We start from the raw sequence: 15,786 nt of genomic DNA, 5'->3' as shown, positions 1-15,786 counted from the left end.
GAAACAGCGAAACAGCGAAACAGCGAAACAGCGAAACAGCGAAACAGCGAAACAGCGAAACAGCGAAACAGCGAAACAGCGAAACAGCGAAACAGGACTACGGAGCGTCTTTCATGCGATTTCTTGCCATTGCGACCGACTACGACAACACCCTCGCATCCGACGGACGCGTCGCCGACGCAACGTGGGATGCGCTCGAGCGCCTGCGCGCCTCGGGCCGCCAGGCGATCCTCGTGAGCGGCAGGGAGATGGACGACCTGCTCGCCGTCTGCCCGCGGCTCGACATGTTCTCGCGGGTGGTCGCGGAAAACGGCGGTGTGTTGTATACGCCGTCGACGGGTACACGGCGGCTCCTCGCGCCGCCACCGCCGCCCGTTTTCGTCGATGAACTGAGGCGTCGCGGCCTGCATCATTTCAGCGTCAGCGAAACGCTCATTGCGACGATCAAGCCCGCCGAGCAGATCGCGCTCGCCGCGATTCGGGACCTGGGGCTCGGCTTGCAGATCATCTTCAACGGCGAGGCGGTCATGATCGTCTCGCCGGGCATATCGAAAGCAAGCGGCTTGCAGGAGGCGTTAAGCGAACTGGCGCTGTCGGCGTTCAATGTGGCGGGAGTAGGCGACGCCGAGAACGATCATGCGCTGCTCGACGCGTGCGGTTTTTCGGTGGCGGTTGCCAATGCTCTACCGGCCCTGAAGGAGCGCGCCGATATGATCACGAGCCAGGCGGCGGGCGCGGGTGTCGCCGAACTGGTCGACGCGCTGGTAAAGGACGACTTGCGCGAACGGGCGAGCATGACGCCGCGCAGTCGCGTCCTTGTTGGACATGCGCGCGACGGCGGCGAGCCGGCCGACCAGTATTGCGCGGCGCATGGCACGGTAGCGCTGCTCGCCGGTGAATCGGGGTGCGGCAAGTCGACCGCCTGCGCCGGCCTGCTTGAACGGTTGGCGGGCATGCACCAGCAGTTGTGCATCATCGATCCGGAAGGCGACTACCAGAACGACGAAGACACGATCGTGGTCGGCGATGCGCACACCGCCCCGCTGATCGAGGAAGTCGTGCAGTTGCTGCTGCGTCCTCCGCGTGCTGCGGTGGCCGTCAATCTGCTGCGCGTGCCGCTGCCCGAGCGGCCCGCGTTCTGCGCGTCGTTACTGCTCGAAGTGCAGCAGTTGCGCGTGCGAACCGGGCGGCCGCATTGGCTCGTGTTCGACGAGGCACATCATCTGTTTCCCGCTGGATGGGCCGGGGCCAGCCAGACCATTCCGCAGACGCTTGAGACCGCGCTTGCGATCACGGTGTCTCCGCAGCAACTCGACGGCGCGTTCCTGCGCCAGGTGAATCTGATGCTCGCAATGGGTCCGAGCGCGGCCAACGCCGTGCAGGAACTCGCGAAGGCGACGGATCGCACTGTGCCGAACGTCGACGATATGCTGGGGCAAACGCAGCTGCAACCCGGCGAGGCGTTGCTATGGCGTCTCACCGAGCCGGCGCCCGAAGGTGTGATCCGGCTGGAACCGGGCACGAAGCACCGGCTCAGGCATCGGCGAAAATACGCGGAAGGGCTGTTGATTCCCGAGCGCAGTTTCTATTTTCGCGGGCCCGAACGTGCATTGAATCTGCGCGCGCATAACCTGGTGCTGTTCGTGGAGATCGCGGAGGGCGTCGACGCCGCCACCTGGCAGTATCACCGCGAGCAGGGCGACTATTCGCGGTGGTTCGAAAAGGAAATCGGCGACCCGGATCTCGCGGCGCAGGCGCGGCAGATCGAGCAGGACACTTCGCTCGATGCAGCCGGGAGCCTCGCACGAATCAAGGCTGCAGTGCAGGAACGCTATACGCAGCCGGAGAATCCGTCGATGCCGGCCGTGCTGACCACGAAGCGTGACGCTCCGGCGGCAGACGCTCCGGCGCCCGACGATTTGAAGGCCGAAACCTCGGCTCAAAAGGATGGCGCGGCGTAATGGCAGATGTTACGGATACCGTAATAAACCGGCATCTGCCACGCATCGGCTAGTCCACGCGTGCAAGGCTCCCGCCCGTCTTGCGCGCGCCCCGCCTGGGCGAATCGGTCGGCGCGGAATTCACCGCGACCGCAGGCGCAGTGCTCTTGTGTTTCGTGCCGCGCATTGTTGCGAGCGTATCGAACAGTCGCTGCACGTCGGTGGCGTTCGACGGCGCATCGAAATACAGCGCCATGCGTTCGAGCATCTGCAGTGCTTCGGGAGCGCGACCGTCTTCCTGCCGTAAGCTAGCCAGTGCCAGCGACGCGCGCAGTTCCCACATTCTCGCGCCCTGTGAACGCGCCATGTCGATTGCCTTGACGAAGCAGGATTCGGCGTCGGCGAGCTTGCGCTGCGCGTGCGCGGCGACTCCGAGCACGCGCCACAGTTCGGGCGCGAACACCATCTCGCCGTTGGCCTCGCAAAACTGCAGCGTATCGGTGAGCCGGCGCGACGCTTCGTCGATACGTCCGGCTGCCACGAGCGCCTCGGCATAGGCGCTGATGAAGAGCGTGATGAGGCGCCGGAAACCACGCTCGATCAGCGCGTTGAGCGAGGTTTCCAGCAGCGCGATGCCGCGCTGCTGGTCGCCGCCGAGAATGTCGCGATACGCGCACAAACAGTTGCAGTAGTCGCGCCAGACATCGAGGCCATGCAGCGCCGCCTGCGAGCGCATGATCTCCAGATACACCGCGCCGCGCTTGAGGTCGCCGCACATCAGCGCGAGCGGCGCGGCCGAGGCGCCGAGCGTGTGCGTGAGCAATGGCTCCATGATGTCGGGGCGCACGAGGCCGACGAGCGTATCGACGAGCTTCATCGCCTCGCCACAATGTCCTTCGAGCCACGCAATGCGCGCGAGGGTGCCGTTGCAGTAGACAAGCGGATGGACGGCGATCGTATTGTCGCGCTGCCCGCTGTATTCGAGTTCTGCAAAGCGGTCGCGCGTGCGCAGCAGTTCTGCTTTCGCCTCGGCGTGTCGGCCGAGACAATGCAGCGAAATCGCGACAATCTGATCGGCCAGCGTTTCCTGCCACGGGTTGGCGCGAGCGTGTGCGAGCTGCCGCAAGCGCTTCGCGAACTGCATCGACTCGTGGATGTTGCCGCTCGAAATCATGGTGGTCCACAAGCCCCAGAGCGAGCGTGCCTGAAATGCTGCGTCACCGTGTTCGGTCGCGAGCGTGAGGACATTGCGCCACAACTGCTCAGACGTCGACACAGCGCCGCGCACGTGCGGCAGCGCGGAAGCCAATGCCGCGCATACGCGCATCTCGCCGAGCGCATCGACGCTGCCGGCGGGCAGCGTGTCCAATGCATCGACCGCGCGGCTTGCGCGCTCACAGCATTCCGCGATCATTCCATTGTCGAGCAGCGCACCCGTGAGATTCGATGCGAGCTCGATGCCCAGGTGCACATCGCCGTCGGCGGAAAACGCCCAGTCGTCCGCGGTGCGTGCGTCGTCGAACGTGTGCCTGAGGGCGGCGGCGCTATCCGCGTTGCCACCCACCGTTTGCGCCGTGTGTGCCATGAAACATTGCGAGAGATAGCGCGCGTGGCGCAAGGCCATGTCCTGCCGCTCGCCTTCGGCTTGCAGCTTTTCGAGCGCATACGCACGCGTCGATTCCAGCAGACGGTAGCGCGCCACGGGGCCATCGAACTCCACGTTCACGAGCGACTTGGCAAGCAGTTCGCTGATCGCGCTGATCGCATCGGCCACCGTCAGCGACGCGTCGCATGCGACCGCGCACATCGCTTCAAAGCTGAAGACGCCGCCGAATACCGCGGTTCGTCTGAAAAGCGCTTGCGAATCCGAATCGAGCAGCGCGAAGCTCCAGTCGAACGTCGCGCGCAAGGTCTGGTGGCGCGGCAACGCCGTACGATAGCCGCCCGCGAGTATCGCCATGCGGTCGTCGAGCCGTTGATGCACACCGACCACGCCGAGTGTCACCACGCGCGCCGCCGCCAGTTCGAGCGCAAGCGGAATGCCGTCCAGACGCCGGCATATTTCGCCGACGAGCCGCAGTTCCGCGCTATCCGCGGCGACTTCGCGCTGCAGCGAGTTGGCGCGCAGCAAAAACAGGCTGACAGCGGATTGCTGCAGAATCTGCGCGTCAAGGCAGCCAGGCTGCGGCACGTCGAGCGGCTCGACCCGCAGAATCGCTTCGGCCATGATGCGCAACGGCTCGCGGCTCGTTACGAGCACTCGCAAATTCGCGTTGGCAGCGACCAATGCCTCGACCATTTCAGCGACGTGCTCGACCACGTGTTCGGCGTTATCGAGCACGAGCAGACGGCGCTGGTCCGCAAGCACCAAGGCGATTTGCGCGAGGCCCGGCGTCCCGTGTTCGACCGGCAACCCGCAGCCTTGCGCGGTGGCGGCCAGCACTTCGTCGCGCGTGCCGAGCGTGGCCAGTTCAACGAACCACACGGGCTCCGCGAAATCTGCGGCGGCATGACGGGCGGCTTCAATAGCGAGACTCGTCTTGCCGATGCCGCCGGCGCCGGCTAGCGTCAGCACGCGCGTGTGTTCGAGCATGGAGCGGATTTGAGCGATGGCCGTGTCGCGCCCCACGAGCGGCGTGCGCGGAGGCGGAAGAGAGCGCCCAGCGGGCACAGGGATTGGCGGCGTCGTGGCGCTCGCGGCTCGCTGCCGTTGCACGAGTTGATAGCCGCGGCCAGGCACGGTCAGAATCAGATCGCGATCCGCGCCGAGAATCTTGCGCAGTGCAGACAAATGCACCTGAATATTATTTTCTTCGACGATCGTATCCGGCCATACGGCGTCCATCAACTCGTCTTTCGTGACGAGGCGTCCGCCGGCCTTGACGACCATTGCGAGAATCTCGAAGGCGCGCGAGCCGAGCGGCACACGTTCGCCGTCACGCCATAAGGTGCGCAGTTCCAGATCGATTTGAAAGCGGCCTAGTTCAATCATGTCGTTTTCAACTTCCGGGACAACGTGCTTGGTGAGAAGAACCTGCAGTACCACAAGACGGAAGTTACCGCATCAAATCGTGCGAGTCTTGTCGGTTAGTGCGATGCTTTGTACGAAAGTCCATTTGCATGGGCTGCGCACCGTGAAAAATGGGTGGTGTCGAAATCGCTGACCGTCTATCGGCAAGCCTCACGGCGCCAATGTCCTGGCGGCATGCCGACGAGCTGCGAAAACGTGCGCGTGAAATGGCTTTGATCGGAAAAGCCGCAAGCCATGCCGATCTCCGAAAGCGAATGGTTCGAGTGCTTGAGAAGCTCACGAGCCTGGTCGATACGCCGCTCCAGCAACCATTGATGCGGCGTGCGCTGCGTGGTCTCGCGAAATGCTTGAATGAAGTAACTGCGCGACAGATTGCACGCACTCGCGATCTCTTCAATGGACACATTGCCCTGAGATCTGGCGAGCAGCATCTCTTTTGCGCGGGCTTCCTGCAACGCGGACAGGCCCCGGTTGTTGCGGTTCGACCGACGCGAGGCCTCGCCGTAGCGATCAAGCAGATGCGTGCCGATGGTCACGCCGAGTTGTTCGATGAAAAGCGGACTTGCCTCGCTTTGCGCATTGAGCGTGAGCGCGAGCACCTGCGCTAGATGCCCGAGCACCGGATCTTTGCGGCCTGCAACCGTTGCGATGCGCGCAAGGCCGCTGCCGCCGCGCTCGTGGCAGGCGTCGCTGACAAAATTGCGCGACAGTTCGATCAGCACGAAGTCGAAGCCGCCAAGCAGTTCGGCGCGGTAGTCGTCGGCGAAATCGCGGACGTAGACGCAGTCGCGCTCGAACTCGTGCGTGACCCAGCGATGTTGCGAATAGATGCGCCGGCGGTGTCCTGTTTGCAGCGATACGCCGATCAGAAAACCACGGCCCGAGCCGTCCATTGTGACGGGACTCGTGTCGCTGCCCAACGTGCATTTGCGGTAAAACTTGAATTCGCCGGTGTCGAGTTCGAGGTCCTGGCGCAGCTGACTCGACAGACACCCGAGGGAGTCTTTAGGACGTGCGGCCGTGGCGGCGGATGCATGAATATCGTTGAACATGTTCGTCACCTCGGGTCGTCGCAGCGCCTCAACTGCCGTTAGTCGTTACTCAAAAATTATCATTTGTAAGTTATTTGTCATTATGCCGGGTTTTCCCGAGGTTGGGAAACGTCGATAAAATAATGTGCGCTCAAATAATAAGCATCAAACATCATAAGAATTACGTGAGCCCCGGCCTTCGGAGCTTTGCTGCTTATCACAAATCACCGACGCTCAAAAAGCGACGCGATTTATTTTTGTGATCGACATATTGCCGTAACGGATTTTCGCTCGGGGGATTTGCGTCGCGGCATTCATGTATTCGTGACGCTTCTATTAATCGGCCTCCCAATTCGGAGCCGATCGCATCGGCGCTTCGCGCGGCGGCAATCTGCGTCAAAAGAATGTAGACGCGAAGGGAAAAGCAGGGGCGGCGCCGCTGGAACGCGGCGCGCGCCCGCCAGGTTTAGCTCTGCAGGAATTCGAGCAGGTCGGCGTTGACCTTGTCGGCTTGCGTCGTGCACATGCCGTGCGGTGCGCCGGCATAGACCTTCAGCGTCGCATTCTTCACGAGCTTGGCCGACAGACGGGCCGAGTCGTCGATCGGCACGATCTGGTCGTCGTCGCCGTGAAGGATCAGCGTGGGCACGTCGATCTTTTTCAGGTCCGCTGTGTAGTCGACCTCGGAGAATTGCTTGATGCACTCATACTGGCCTTTGATCGAGCCGAGCATGCCTTCGCGCCAGAATTCGTCGATCGTGCCTTGCGAAATTTTCGCGTTCGGACGATTGAAGCCGTAGAACGGCACCGCCAGGTCCTTGTAGAACTGCGAGCGGTTCGCCGCCACGTTCGCGCGAATGCCGTCGAACACGGACATCGGCAAGCCGTTCGGATTGGCTTCCGTCTTGACCATGATCGGCGGCACGGCGCCGATCAGCACGGCCTTGGCAACGCGCGACGTGCCATGGCGGCCAATGTAGTGAGCGACCTCGCCACCGCCCGTCGAATGGCCGACGAGCGTGGCTTCCTTCAGGTCGAGCGCCTCGATCACGGCGGCCAGATCGTCCGCGTAGGTGTCCATGTCGTTGCCGTGCGACGGCTGGTCCGAGCGGCCATGGCCACGGCGGTCATGAGCGATCACACGGTAGCCTTTCTGCACGAGGAACAGCATCTGCGCGTCCCATGCGTCCGCATCGAGCGGCCAGCCGTGCGAAAAGACGACCGGCTTACCCGAACCCCAGTCCTTGAAGAAAATGCGCGTGCCGTCCCTGGTCGTGACCGTGTTCATGGTGTGTCGCTCTCCGTGCTTTGAGTGAGAAGAATTGCCCGCATGGCTGCTGCCGCCGGCCGTTGCCGCTAGCGCGACGCCCGGCGCTGCGATAGCGGCAACGGCCGCGCCTGCGCCTGCTGCGAGTAACTGGCGGCGGTTCGCCGATGGAATTGCGGATGAGTTGGCCAAATTTTTTCTCCGTGCGTGTGACGTTATGATGTGCGTGCCGGCGAAACGCGACGCGGCATCGCAGAGTTGCGAATCCTACGGGCGCGAATATTTCCCGTACTTTCAGATTGCTTAATTGTTGTTAAGGCGGGTGACTGAACGTGTGCCGCCAGTGGCGTGGGCTACAGAGGCCAGTGCTAGAGAGGCCAGTGCGCTATCAGTCGTGGCGTCCAGACTCGAACAGGAACCACACGCGCTGCTCGGCTTCGTCGATCCAGTTTTCGAGCAGGCTCGCAGTCGCGACATCGCCGTATTCATCGCACAACGAATGCGTTTCGCGCATATAGCCGGCGAGCGCCAGGTTGTCCTCGCGCAGTTCCGCGAGCATGTCGCCGGGCGTGACGAAGTCGGCGTCGTTATCGGCGATACGTTGCAGCTTCGTGATGTGGCCGGCCGAGCGCAGCGTTTTGCCGCCGATCTTGCGGGCGCGCTCTGCGATCGGATCGGTCGTCGCGTAGATCTGGTTCGCCTGGTCGTCGAGCAGCAGGTGATAGTCGCGGAAGCACGGCCCGGACATATGCCAGTGAAAGTTCTTTGTCTTCAGATACAGCGCGAACACATCGGCGAGCAGGGTGGTCAATGCGGCGGCGATGTCACGAGTCGCGTCTTCGGTGAGGCGAGTCGGCGTCCTGAGCGATGCCGCGCGATGCGCCGCTGCCTGCTTTAGGTCTTTCATGGCGAGTCCTTGATCGAGGGTGGTGAGTGGCGCTGCGAGCGTGCCCGTTCAACTGCCCATTGAGCGCCCAGCCAGTGTAGGAAGAGCACGTGCATAAAGTCCTGCAAAAATAATGAAAACTTCTGAGGCGCATGCGCCACTCGCCGCGATTGTTTTCGCGGACGCGACATGCACCCGTTTTTGGAACCGGCAACAGGAACCAGCTCACCAACCAGCATTAAGAACTTGCATTAAGAACTATTAAGGGCTTCGACAAGGACCTGGCAAAGCGCCGCCGATAGACTGCCTCCCAGTTCGACTCGCCATCCAGGCGAGCGCGGCACGTCTCATCAGCCTGCCTGTCCTTTCTCTCACGGAGCCCGCCATGTCCAAAGACCTGTCACCCGGATTCACCCCGGCCGAGGTCGTCTTCTTCAACGGCAAGATCGCGACGCAGGACGAGAAGCGCTCGTTTGCCGATTCGCTCGCCGTCGCGAATGGCCGCGTTATCGCCGCTGGCTCGCGCGATGCCGTGATGCGTCACGTGAACGACGCCACTCGCCATGTGGACCTGAAAGGCCGCACGGTCATTCCGGGTCTGAACGACTCGCATCTGCACATCATTCGCGGCGGTCTGAACTTCAACATGGAGTTGCGCTGGGACGGCGTGCCGTCGCTCGCGGACGCGCTCGACATGTTGCGCAAACAGGTGGCCCGCACGCCCGCGCCGCAGTGGGTTCGCGTGGTGGGCGGATGGAACGAATTCCAGTTCGCCGAGCGGCGCGGCCCGACGCTGGAAGAGATCAACGCGATCGCGCCGGATACGCCGGTCTTCATCCTGCATCTGTACGACAGCGCGCTTCTGAATGCGGCGGCGCTGCGTGCGGTCGGCTACACGAAAGACACGCCCAATCCGCCGGGCGGCGAGATCCAGCGCGACAAGCGCGGCAATCCGACCGGCATGCTGATCGCGCGGCCCAACGCCGGCCTGCTTTACGCGACGCTCGCCAAAGGTCCGAAGCTCGCGCTGGAAGACCAGCGCAATTCGACGCGTCACTTCATGCGCGAGTTGAACCGGCTCGGCGTGACGAGCGCAATCGACGCGGGCGGCGGCTACCAGGCTTATCCGGACGACTACGCGGTCATCATGGAAATGGCGAAGCACAATGAGTTGACCGTGCGAATCGCCTATAACCTTTTCACGCAGAACGCGAAGAAGGAAATTGAAGACTTCGCGAAGTGGGTGAAGATGACGAAGCCCGGCGAAGGCGACGACTTCCTGCGCGTGAACGGCGCGGGCGAGATGCTGGTCTTTTCCGCCGCGGACTTCGAAGACTTCCTGGAACCGCGGCCTGATTTGCCCGACACGCTCGAAGCCGAACTCGAGGCGGTGGTCCGGTTGCTCGTCGCGAACCGCTGGCCGTTCCGTCTGCATGCCACTTACAACGAGTCGATCGAGCGCTTTCTCAACGTGTTCGAGCGCGTGAACGCGGACATTCCGTTCGACGGCCTGCGCTGGTTCTTCGACCATTGCGAGACCATCACGCAGAAGAACATCGAGCGGGTGCGCGCGCTCGGCGGCGGCATCGCGATCCAGCACCGGATGGCGTATCAGGGCGAGTACTTCATCCAGCAATACGGCGAAGAGGCAGTCAAGCACACGCCGCCGATCCGCCAGATGCTCGACGCGGGTCTGCCGGTCGGCGCGGGCACGGACGCCACGCGCGTCGCCAGTTTCAATCCGTTCGTGTCGCTGTACTGGATGGTGTCGGGCAAGACGGTTGGCGGCACGGCAATGTATTCGAGCGCGAACAAGCTCGATCGCATGGAAGCGCTGCGCCGCTATACGGTCGGCAGCGCCTGGTTCTCGAATGAAGACGACCGCAAGGGCGCGCTCATGCCGGGCCACTTCGCCGACTTCGCCGTGTTGAGCGACGACTACTTCAGCGTCGAGGAAACCAGCATCAAATACCTCGAATCGGTAATGACGGTGGTGGGCGGCAAGGTGGTCTACGCGGCCGACGAGTTCGCGCCGCTCGCGCCGCCCGATCTGCCGGTGAGCCCATCGTGGTCGCCGGTGGCGGAGTTCGGCGGCTACAGCCGCTATAAGCCGACCGCCGTCGCCTGCGTGGACGGCTGCGTGAATCTGTGCGGCGTGCATGCGCATGCGCATGGCTGGGCATGGCGCAAGAACGTGCCCGTCAGCGATTCGAACGGCTTCTGGGGTGCGCTCGGCTGCAGCTGCTTCGCGTTCTGACGCGCTGCGCGCTGCGCTACTTGCCCGATCTTCATCGTGCCTTGCCGTAAGCGGGAATCACTATGCCGACTCTGACCGATGGCGTGCTCTATGGGCTCGGCATTCTGGTTCTCGACTTCCTCGCTTGGCGCTTCATGGGCCGCCGCAACGCGAACGCGCGGCTCGCGTTGCGCGTGATCATGTTCGGCCTGTCGAGCTATGTGCTCTTCACGCACGGCATGAATCCGCTGCGCGAGGCGCCGTGGGGCGCGGAGCCCGTGCGCCATCTGCTCGCGCAGATTCTCGAAGTGATCTGGTGGCTGCAGGGAGCGCGGCTCGTGACCGTCGTGCTCGATCGAATGGTGCTGCCCGAGACCTGGCACAAGGAGCGTCTGTTTCAGGACGTGCTCGGTGCTCTCGTGTTTCTGGCCGCCGCGGTCGGCGCGATCGCGTTCGTGTTGCAGCTGCCGGTGCGCGGGCTGCTCGCCACCTCGGGAGCGGTTGCGGTGGTGCTGGGTCTCGCGATCCAGAGCACGCTGAATGACGTGTTTTCCGGCGTGGTGCTCAACGCGACGCAGCCGTTCCGCATAGGCGACTGGATCACCATCGGCGAAGTGGAAGGCAAGGTGGTGGAAAGCAACTGGCGCGCGACGAGCCTGCTGAACGGGCAGGGCAACATCGTCGTGATCCCCAACAGCGTGGCCGCACGCACGAACATCGTCAATGCGAACCAGCCGATGGATACGCATGGCGTGAGCGTGCTGCTGCCCGTGAAACCGTCGATTCGTCCGGCGACCGTCCTGCAGGCGCTGATGCACGCCGCCGCCAGTTCGCCCGAGGTGCTCGCCGAGCCGAAGCCGCTCGTGAGCGTGAAGCGCGCCACCAACGACGCGATCGAGTACGAGATCGTCTGCTACGTCGACGCATGGAACAAGAAGATCGGCGTGCGCAACGACCTGTATGACCTCGCGCACCGGCATCTGCTGTCGCGCGGCGTGGTGTTGCGGCCATTGTCGGTGGCGGAGCCCACGGGTGAGCCCACGGACGAAAAGCAGCGGCTGTTGCACAACGTCCTGATCTTCCAGACGCTCGACGACGCGGAGATCGCCGAGCTCGCCGGCCAACTGACGCTGCACGAGTTCGATGTCGACGACACGATCTATACCGCCGCCGACGAAGGCGGGCATGAGCTGCACATTCTCGCGCGCGGGGTTGCGAAGGCCGTCGTGCAGAAAGACGGCGGCGAGGTCGAATTGCGCAGGCTCGCGCCGGGCGACTCGGTGGGCCAGTCGGGAATACTCGCCGGCGTGAGAACCGGGGTAGTCGTGCGCGCGCTCACACGCGCCACGGTGTTCCGGCTCGACAAAAGCGCGCTTACTCCGATCCTCGCGCGGCGCCCCGAAGTCGCGCGAGAAATGTGCCGGTTGCTCTCGGTTCATCACGAAAGCGAAAAGATGCTGCTTGCGACATCGGCCACCGCTGATGAGGGCAGCGGCGGCCTGCTGCAATGGATCCGCGACGGCGTGCGGCGCTTTCACGAGCTTGCACTGTGAGGCGGCGGCCATTCGAATTCAGCTTTCGCTTAAGGCTTTTTAAGGTCGCGCCAAGGCTTTTATCGACGGCAATCGGTACGCTGAATGGGATCGCAAGGCGGCCCGTTCCGAGCCGCCATGCGCTGCATCGTGCGCAAACGAGGGCCCTCTGGCGACGAGGCCCGCGCAGATCGCCGGCGATCGGCATATGGAGGAGGTGACATGAAGAAAACCATTGCGGGCATCGAGATGCCCGACAGTGCGATGGCCCGTGGGGCAACCGAACGGATTCGCGCGACCGAGTCTGCGTTGATGTTCCATCACGCGCAGCGGGCGTTTCTGTTCGGTGCGCTGACTGGCTTTCGCGAGAACATGGTTTTCGACATGGAACTGCTTTATGTGGGCGCGATGTTTCACAACGTGGGCCTGAATAGCGCGCATCGGCGTTCGCCGTGCCGCTACGAAGTGGATAGCGCGAACGCCGCGCGCGATTTCATGCGCGAGCATCGGGCGGCGGCAAGCGCGATCGACGAAGTATGGATGGCGATTGCATTGCACACGACGCCGGGCATTCCCGAGCATCTCGCGCCGCTCGTCGCGTTGCTCGCCGCGGGCGTGCAGATGGACGTGCGCGGTGCGCGCTACGACGAATACGCCGTCAACGAGCGTGACGAAATCGTGCAGGCGTGTCCGCGCGAAGTGGGTTTCAAGAAGCGGATTCTCGAGGAATACGCGCGCGGCATGGAACATCGTCCGCAAACGACGTTCGGCACGGTCAACGCCGACGTGCTCGACCGATGGGATCCGAATTACCGGCGTCTGAATTTTTGCGGGCTGGTGCTTGGTTCGGAATGGCCGAACTGACCCGGCCTCGATAGGAGATTGGCATGGGCTACATCATTTCACTGGGAGTCGGCTTCGGCGTCGGACTTCTCTACTGGCTGCTCAAGGTGCAGTCGCCGGCGCCGCCGTTGATTGCGCTCGCCGGCCTGCTCGGCATGGTGCTCGGCGAACACGCGATACCTGTGGTGAAGGCACAGCTCTTCGCACAGGGCGCGGCGGTGGAGGCGGCGTCGCCTTCGTCGACATTGCCGGTTGCCGCGCCGATGCCTGACAGTTCCACGCAAAAGCCGGGCGCGCCCGGCGCCACGAAACAGGGCGGTTGATTGCAGATCGAGGTGCAGTTTCTGATCTGAAGCCATGACTCAAAGCCTTGGCTCCACCGCTGGCCCGCTCCCTGGTGCAACCCGTATCCGCCGGATCCGGATTGCACTCGAATTCCATCCAACATCATCAGGTAGATCACATGATCCATTTGCTTCAGCGTTTCCGTCCTCTCGCGGCTGTTTCCGCCGCGTTGCTGATCGGCCTCGCGCCGCTCACCTCCGCTCACGCCGATGCCGGCCCGCCCGAAGTCGCAACCGCCAACACCGCGCTCGCCGCGCGCCAGCCGGATGTGTCGGTCGGTCCGCAATTCGACACGACGCACGTGTACGTGGCGTCTGCGGATCTGGACGCGTTCGTCAACAGCTTTATCGCGACGTTCGGCGGCAAGGCGTCGCCACGCGCGGTGTTCACCGTCACGCCGACGCCCAGCAAGACCGCGTCGCAATATGTGCAGACGCCGGTCGGCATGCTGTCGGTGTTCGGCTTCGAAACGCCGGTTCCGTATCCGTTCGGCAATGAGCGCACGGGTTATCTGGTCACGAATATCGATCAGGCGGTGAAGGCGGCACGCGCGGCGGGCGCGGATGTGCTCGTGGACAGCTTCGACGACCCCATCGGCAAGGACGCGATCATCCAGTGGCCGGGCGGTCTGACGATGCAGCTCTACTGGCACACGAAAGCGCCGAACTATGCGCCGCTGCAGAGCGTGCCGGATAACCGCGTGTATGTTTCGCGCTACGAGGCCAACAGCTTCGTGCGCCGCTGGCTGCACTTTTCGCACGGCAAGATCGTCTCGGACAACCCGCGCGCCGACGCCGGCGTGATCGGCCGCCCGGGCGAAACGATCCGCGAGATTCGCATCGCCTCGGGCTTTGGCCGCATGGTGGTGTTCGTCACCGACGGCAAGCTGCCGTTCCCGTTCGGCCGCGAGACGACCGGCTATGGTGTCGACGATCTTGCACAGACGCTGCAGCGCGCGCAGGCGGCTGGCGCGAAGGTGGTTTATGCGCCGTATAACAGCGCAACGGGCAAGACGGCAGTGCTCGAATTCCCGGGCGGATATATCGCCGAAGTGCACGATGGCCGATAAAGCGCGCGCAATCAGAGCGCTGCTGACAGTGGGGCCGCGTCGGCCGCGTTCGTCAGAGCGAGCCGCGCGAGCGCGGCTTGGGCGGGGCGCTGCGCTGGGTGCTTGGCTGCTCGGCAAGCGGCCCGCAGCGAGCCTCAAGGCCAGCCTGAGCGCACGGCTCACCGCAGCAGGGCTTACGATGGGGCTCACGGCGGGCCTCACAGTGTCACTGCCGGCAATGGCAGCCGACACCGCGCTCGGCAGCGCCGACGACACCGCGGCCGTGAGCGCTCCGGCGGCAAGCACCTCCTGCGCGCGCCCGACGGTGATGTTCAACCGCTGGCAGGAAAACTGGTCGGCGCTCGCGAATCCCTGCGTACCCAAGCGCCCGTTCGACTCGCTCAAGTACATTCCGCTGTTCGGCAATCCCGACGCGTACGTGTCGCTCGGCGTCGTGCTGCGCGAGCGGCTCGAAATGAACGACGCGCCGCTCTTCGGTCTCGGCGCGGGGCACGACGATACGTATCTGCTGCAACGCCTCGAAGTGCATGCGGACGTGCACCTCGGTCCTCACGTGCAGATCTTCACCCAGTTCGAGGACGCCCGTCCGTACGGCAAGGACAATGTCACCACGGTCGACAAGAATCCGCTCGACTTGCGCCAGGCTTTTGTCGCTATCGTCGAGCCGCTCGGCCCGGGCGTCGTGAAGTTCCGGCTCGGCCGCCAGGAGATGGCGTTCGACTTGCAGCGCTTCATCTCCGTGCGCGACGGCCCGAATGTGCGCCAGGCCTTCGACGCGATCTGGGCCGACTACGAGACGGGTCTCTGGCGTTGGATCGCGTATGCGACGCAGCCGGTGCAATACCGCGACAACAGCGATTTCGACGACGTGTCGAACCGGCATCTGACGTTCAGCGGTGTGCGCGTCGAGCGCAAAGCGGTCGGTCCCGGCGACGTATCCGCGTATTACTCGCGCTACAACCGCAGCAACGCGCGTTTTCTCGACGCGACCGGCGACGAGCACCGCGATGTGTTCGATGCACGCTATTCCGGCACGCTGAACCACGTCGACTGGGACATCGAGACGATGTATCAGTCGGGGCATGTAGGCACGAAAACGATCGGCGCGTGGGCGGTCGGCTCGCTCGCCGGCTATACGTTCGCGTCGACGCCATGGACGCCGCGCGTCGGTATTCAGGTGGATGCGGCTTCGGGCGACACCCATCCTGGCGATGGCCGCGTCGGCACCTTCAATCCGCTCTTTCCGAACGGCTACTACTTCGCGCTTGCGGGTTACACCGGCTATACGAACCTGATTCACGTGAAGCCGTCGCTCATCGTCAAGCCGACGAGCAAGCTCTCGCTGCTTGCGGGCGTCGGCCTGCAATGGCGTGAGACCACCGCCGACGCTGTCTATCAGCAAGGCTCGGCGGTCGTGCCGGGCACGGCGGGGCACGGCTCGCGCTGGACAGGTTTCTATACCCAGTTGCGCGCCGACTGGGCAGTCACCGCGAATCTCGCGGCGGCGCTCGAAGCCGTGCATTTCCAGGTGGGACCGTCGCTGCGCGAACTCGGCGCGCGCAACGCCGACTACATCGGCGCGGAACTGAAGTTCGGATGGTAGCGG

The 15,786-nt window shown here is 63.6% G+C and carries 11 protein-coding genes; 7 read left to right on the top strand and 4 right to left on the bottom strand.

Annotated features, from left to right (window positions below; genetic code table 11):
- Positions 1 to 113 precede the first annotated feature (113 nt).
- Positions 114 to 1,961, top strand: a complete 1,848-nt coding sequence (locus tag J2W46_RS31410; protein WP_310359337.1) for an HAD hydrolase family protein — start codon at positions 114 to 116, stop codon at positions 1,959 to 1,961.
- A gap of 49 nt (positions 1,962 to 2,010) precedes the next feature.
- Here the strand turns inward: J2W46_RS31410 and J2W46_RS31405 are convergent, their stop codons facing one another.
- The 4 genes from J2W46_RS31405 to J2W46_RS31390 form a co-directional block, all read right to left on the bottom strand.
- Positions 2,011 to 4,932 (bottom strand): ATP-binding protein, encoded by a 2,922-nt coding sequence (locus J2W46_RS31405; protein WP_310359336.1) that lies wholly within the window; start codon positions 4,930 to 4,932, stop codon positions 2,011 to 2,013.
- A gap of 176 nt (positions 4,933 to 5,108) precedes the next feature.
- Positions 5,109 to 6,023, bottom strand: a complete 915-nt coding sequence (locus tag J2W46_RS31400; RefSeq protein WP_020066124.1) for a helix-turn-helix transcriptional regulator — start codon at positions 6,021 to 6,023, stop codon at positions 5,109 to 5,111.
- 445 nt (positions 6,024 to 6,468) lie between these two features.
- Positions 6,469 to 7,290, bottom strand: coding sequence for an alpha/beta fold hydrolase (locus tag J2W46_RS31395; protein ID WP_310359333.1), 822 nt, complete (start codon positions 7,288 to 7,290; stop codon positions 6,469 to 6,471).
- Positions 7,291 to 7,657: 367 nt separating this feature from the next.
- Positions 7,658 to 8,176, bottom strand: coding sequence for a Dps family protein (locus J2W46_RS31390; protein WP_310359332.1), 519 nt, complete (start codon positions 8,174 to 8,176; stop codon positions 7,658 to 7,660).
- Positions 8,177 to 8,540: 364 nt separating this feature from the next.
- On the opposite strand from J2W46_RS31390, the gene J2W46_RS31385 reads away from it, so the two are divergent.
- The 6 genes from J2W46_RS31385 to J2W46_RS31360 all read left to right on the top strand — a co-directional run bounded on the left by J2W46_RS31385 (position 8,541) and on the right by J2W46_RS31360 (position 15,783).
- The gene (locus J2W46_RS31385; protein WP_020066120.1) at positions 8,541 to 10,412 is read left to right on the top strand and encodes an amidohydrolase; all 1,872 of its coding nucleotides are present in this window, start codon (positions 8,541 to 8,543) and stop codon (positions 10,410 to 10,412) included.
- A 62-nt stretch (positions 10,413 to 10,474) separates the two neighbouring features.
- Positions 10,475 to 11,944 carry a mechanosensitive ion channel family protein gene (locus J2W46_RS31380; protein WP_204520888.1) on the top strand — a complete coding sequence of 490 codons (1,470 nt, stop codon included), beginning with the start codon at positions 10,475 to 10,477 and terminating at the stop codon, positions 11,942 to 11,944.
- 201 nt (positions 11,945 to 12,145) lie between these two features.
- Positions 12,146 to 12,787: a phosphohydrolase gene (locus J2W46_RS31375; protein ID WP_310359327.1), complete on the top strand. Its 642-nt coding sequence runs from the start codon at positions 12,146 to 12,148 to the stop codon at positions 12,785 to 12,787.
- A 23-nt stretch (positions 12,788 to 12,810) separates the two neighbouring features.
- Positions 12,811 to 13,089 (top strand): DUF1427 family protein, encoded by a 279-nt coding sequence (locus J2W46_RS31370; protein WP_310359326.1) that lies wholly within the window; start codon positions 12,811 to 12,813, stop codon positions 13,087 to 13,089.
- Positions 13,090 to 13,229: 140 nt separating this feature from the next.
- Positions 13,230 to 14,180, top strand: a complete 951-nt coding sequence (locus J2W46_RS31365; RefSeq protein ID WP_310359324.1) for a VOC family protein — start codon at positions 13,230 to 13,232, stop codon at positions 14,178 to 14,180.
- A 178-nt stretch (positions 14,181 to 14,358) separates the two neighbouring features.
- Positions 14,359 to 15,783: an alginate export family protein gene (locus tag J2W46_RS31360; protein ID WP_310359350.1), complete on the top strand. Its 1,425-nt coding sequence runs from the start codon at positions 14,359 to 14,361 to the stop codon at positions 15,781 to 15,783.
- Positions 15,784 to 15,786 lie beyond the last annotated feature (3 nt).

Source organism: Paraburkholderia strydomiana, assembly GCF_031456815.1.
GTDB lineage: Bacteria > Pseudomonadota > Gammaproteobacteria > Burkholderiales > Burkholderiaceae > Paraburkholderia > Paraburkholderia caledonica.
This window is presented reverse-complemented; position numbering and strand designations above follow the sequence as displayed.

Bases quoted from the DNA above. Each gene is read 5' to 3' on its own strand.
- J2W46_RS31400 (WP_020066124.1), bottom strand. From the start codon at position 6,023: ATGTTCAACGATATTCATGCATCCGCCGCCACGGCCGCACGTCCTAAA.
- J2W46_RS31360 (WP_310359350.1), top strand. From the start codon at position 14,359: ATGGGGCTCACGGCGGGCCTCACAGTGTCACTGCCGGCAATGGCAGCC.
- J2W46_RS31385 (WP_020066120.1), top strand. From the start codon at position 8,541: ATGTCCAAAGACCTGTCACCCGGATTCACCCCGGCCGAGGTCGTCTTC.
- J2W46_RS31375 (WP_310359327.1), top strand. From the start codon at position 12,146: ATGAAGAAAACCATTGCGGGCATCGAGATGCCCGACAGTGCGATGGCC.
- J2W46_RS31365 (WP_310359324.1), top strand. From the start codon at position 13,230: ATGATCCATTTGCTTCAGCGTTTCCGTCCTCTCGCGGCTGTTTCCGCC.
- J2W46_RS31405 (WP_310359336.1), bottom strand. From the start codon at position 4,932: ATGATTGAACTAGGCCGCTTTCAAATCGATCTGGAACTGCGCACCTTA.
- J2W46_RS31410 (WP_310359337.1), top strand. From the start codon at position 114: ATGCGATTTCTTGCCATTGCGACCGACTACGACAACACCCTCGCATCC.
- J2W46_RS31395 (WP_310359333.1), bottom strand. From the start codon at position 7,290: ATGAACACGGTCACGACCAGGGACGGCACGCGCATTTTCTTCAAGGAC.
- J2W46_RS31390 (WP_310359332.1), bottom strand. From the start codon at position 8,176: ATGAAAGACCTAAAGCAGGCAGCGGCGCATCGCGCGGCATCGCTCAGG.
- J2W46_RS31380 (WP_204520888.1), top strand. From the start codon at position 10,475: ATGCCGACTCTGACCGATGGCGTGCTCTATGGGCTCGGCATTCTGGTT.
- J2W46_RS31370 (WP_310359326.1), top strand. From the start codon at position 12,811: ATGGGCTACATCATTTCACTGGGAGTCGGCTTCGGCGTCGGACTTCTC.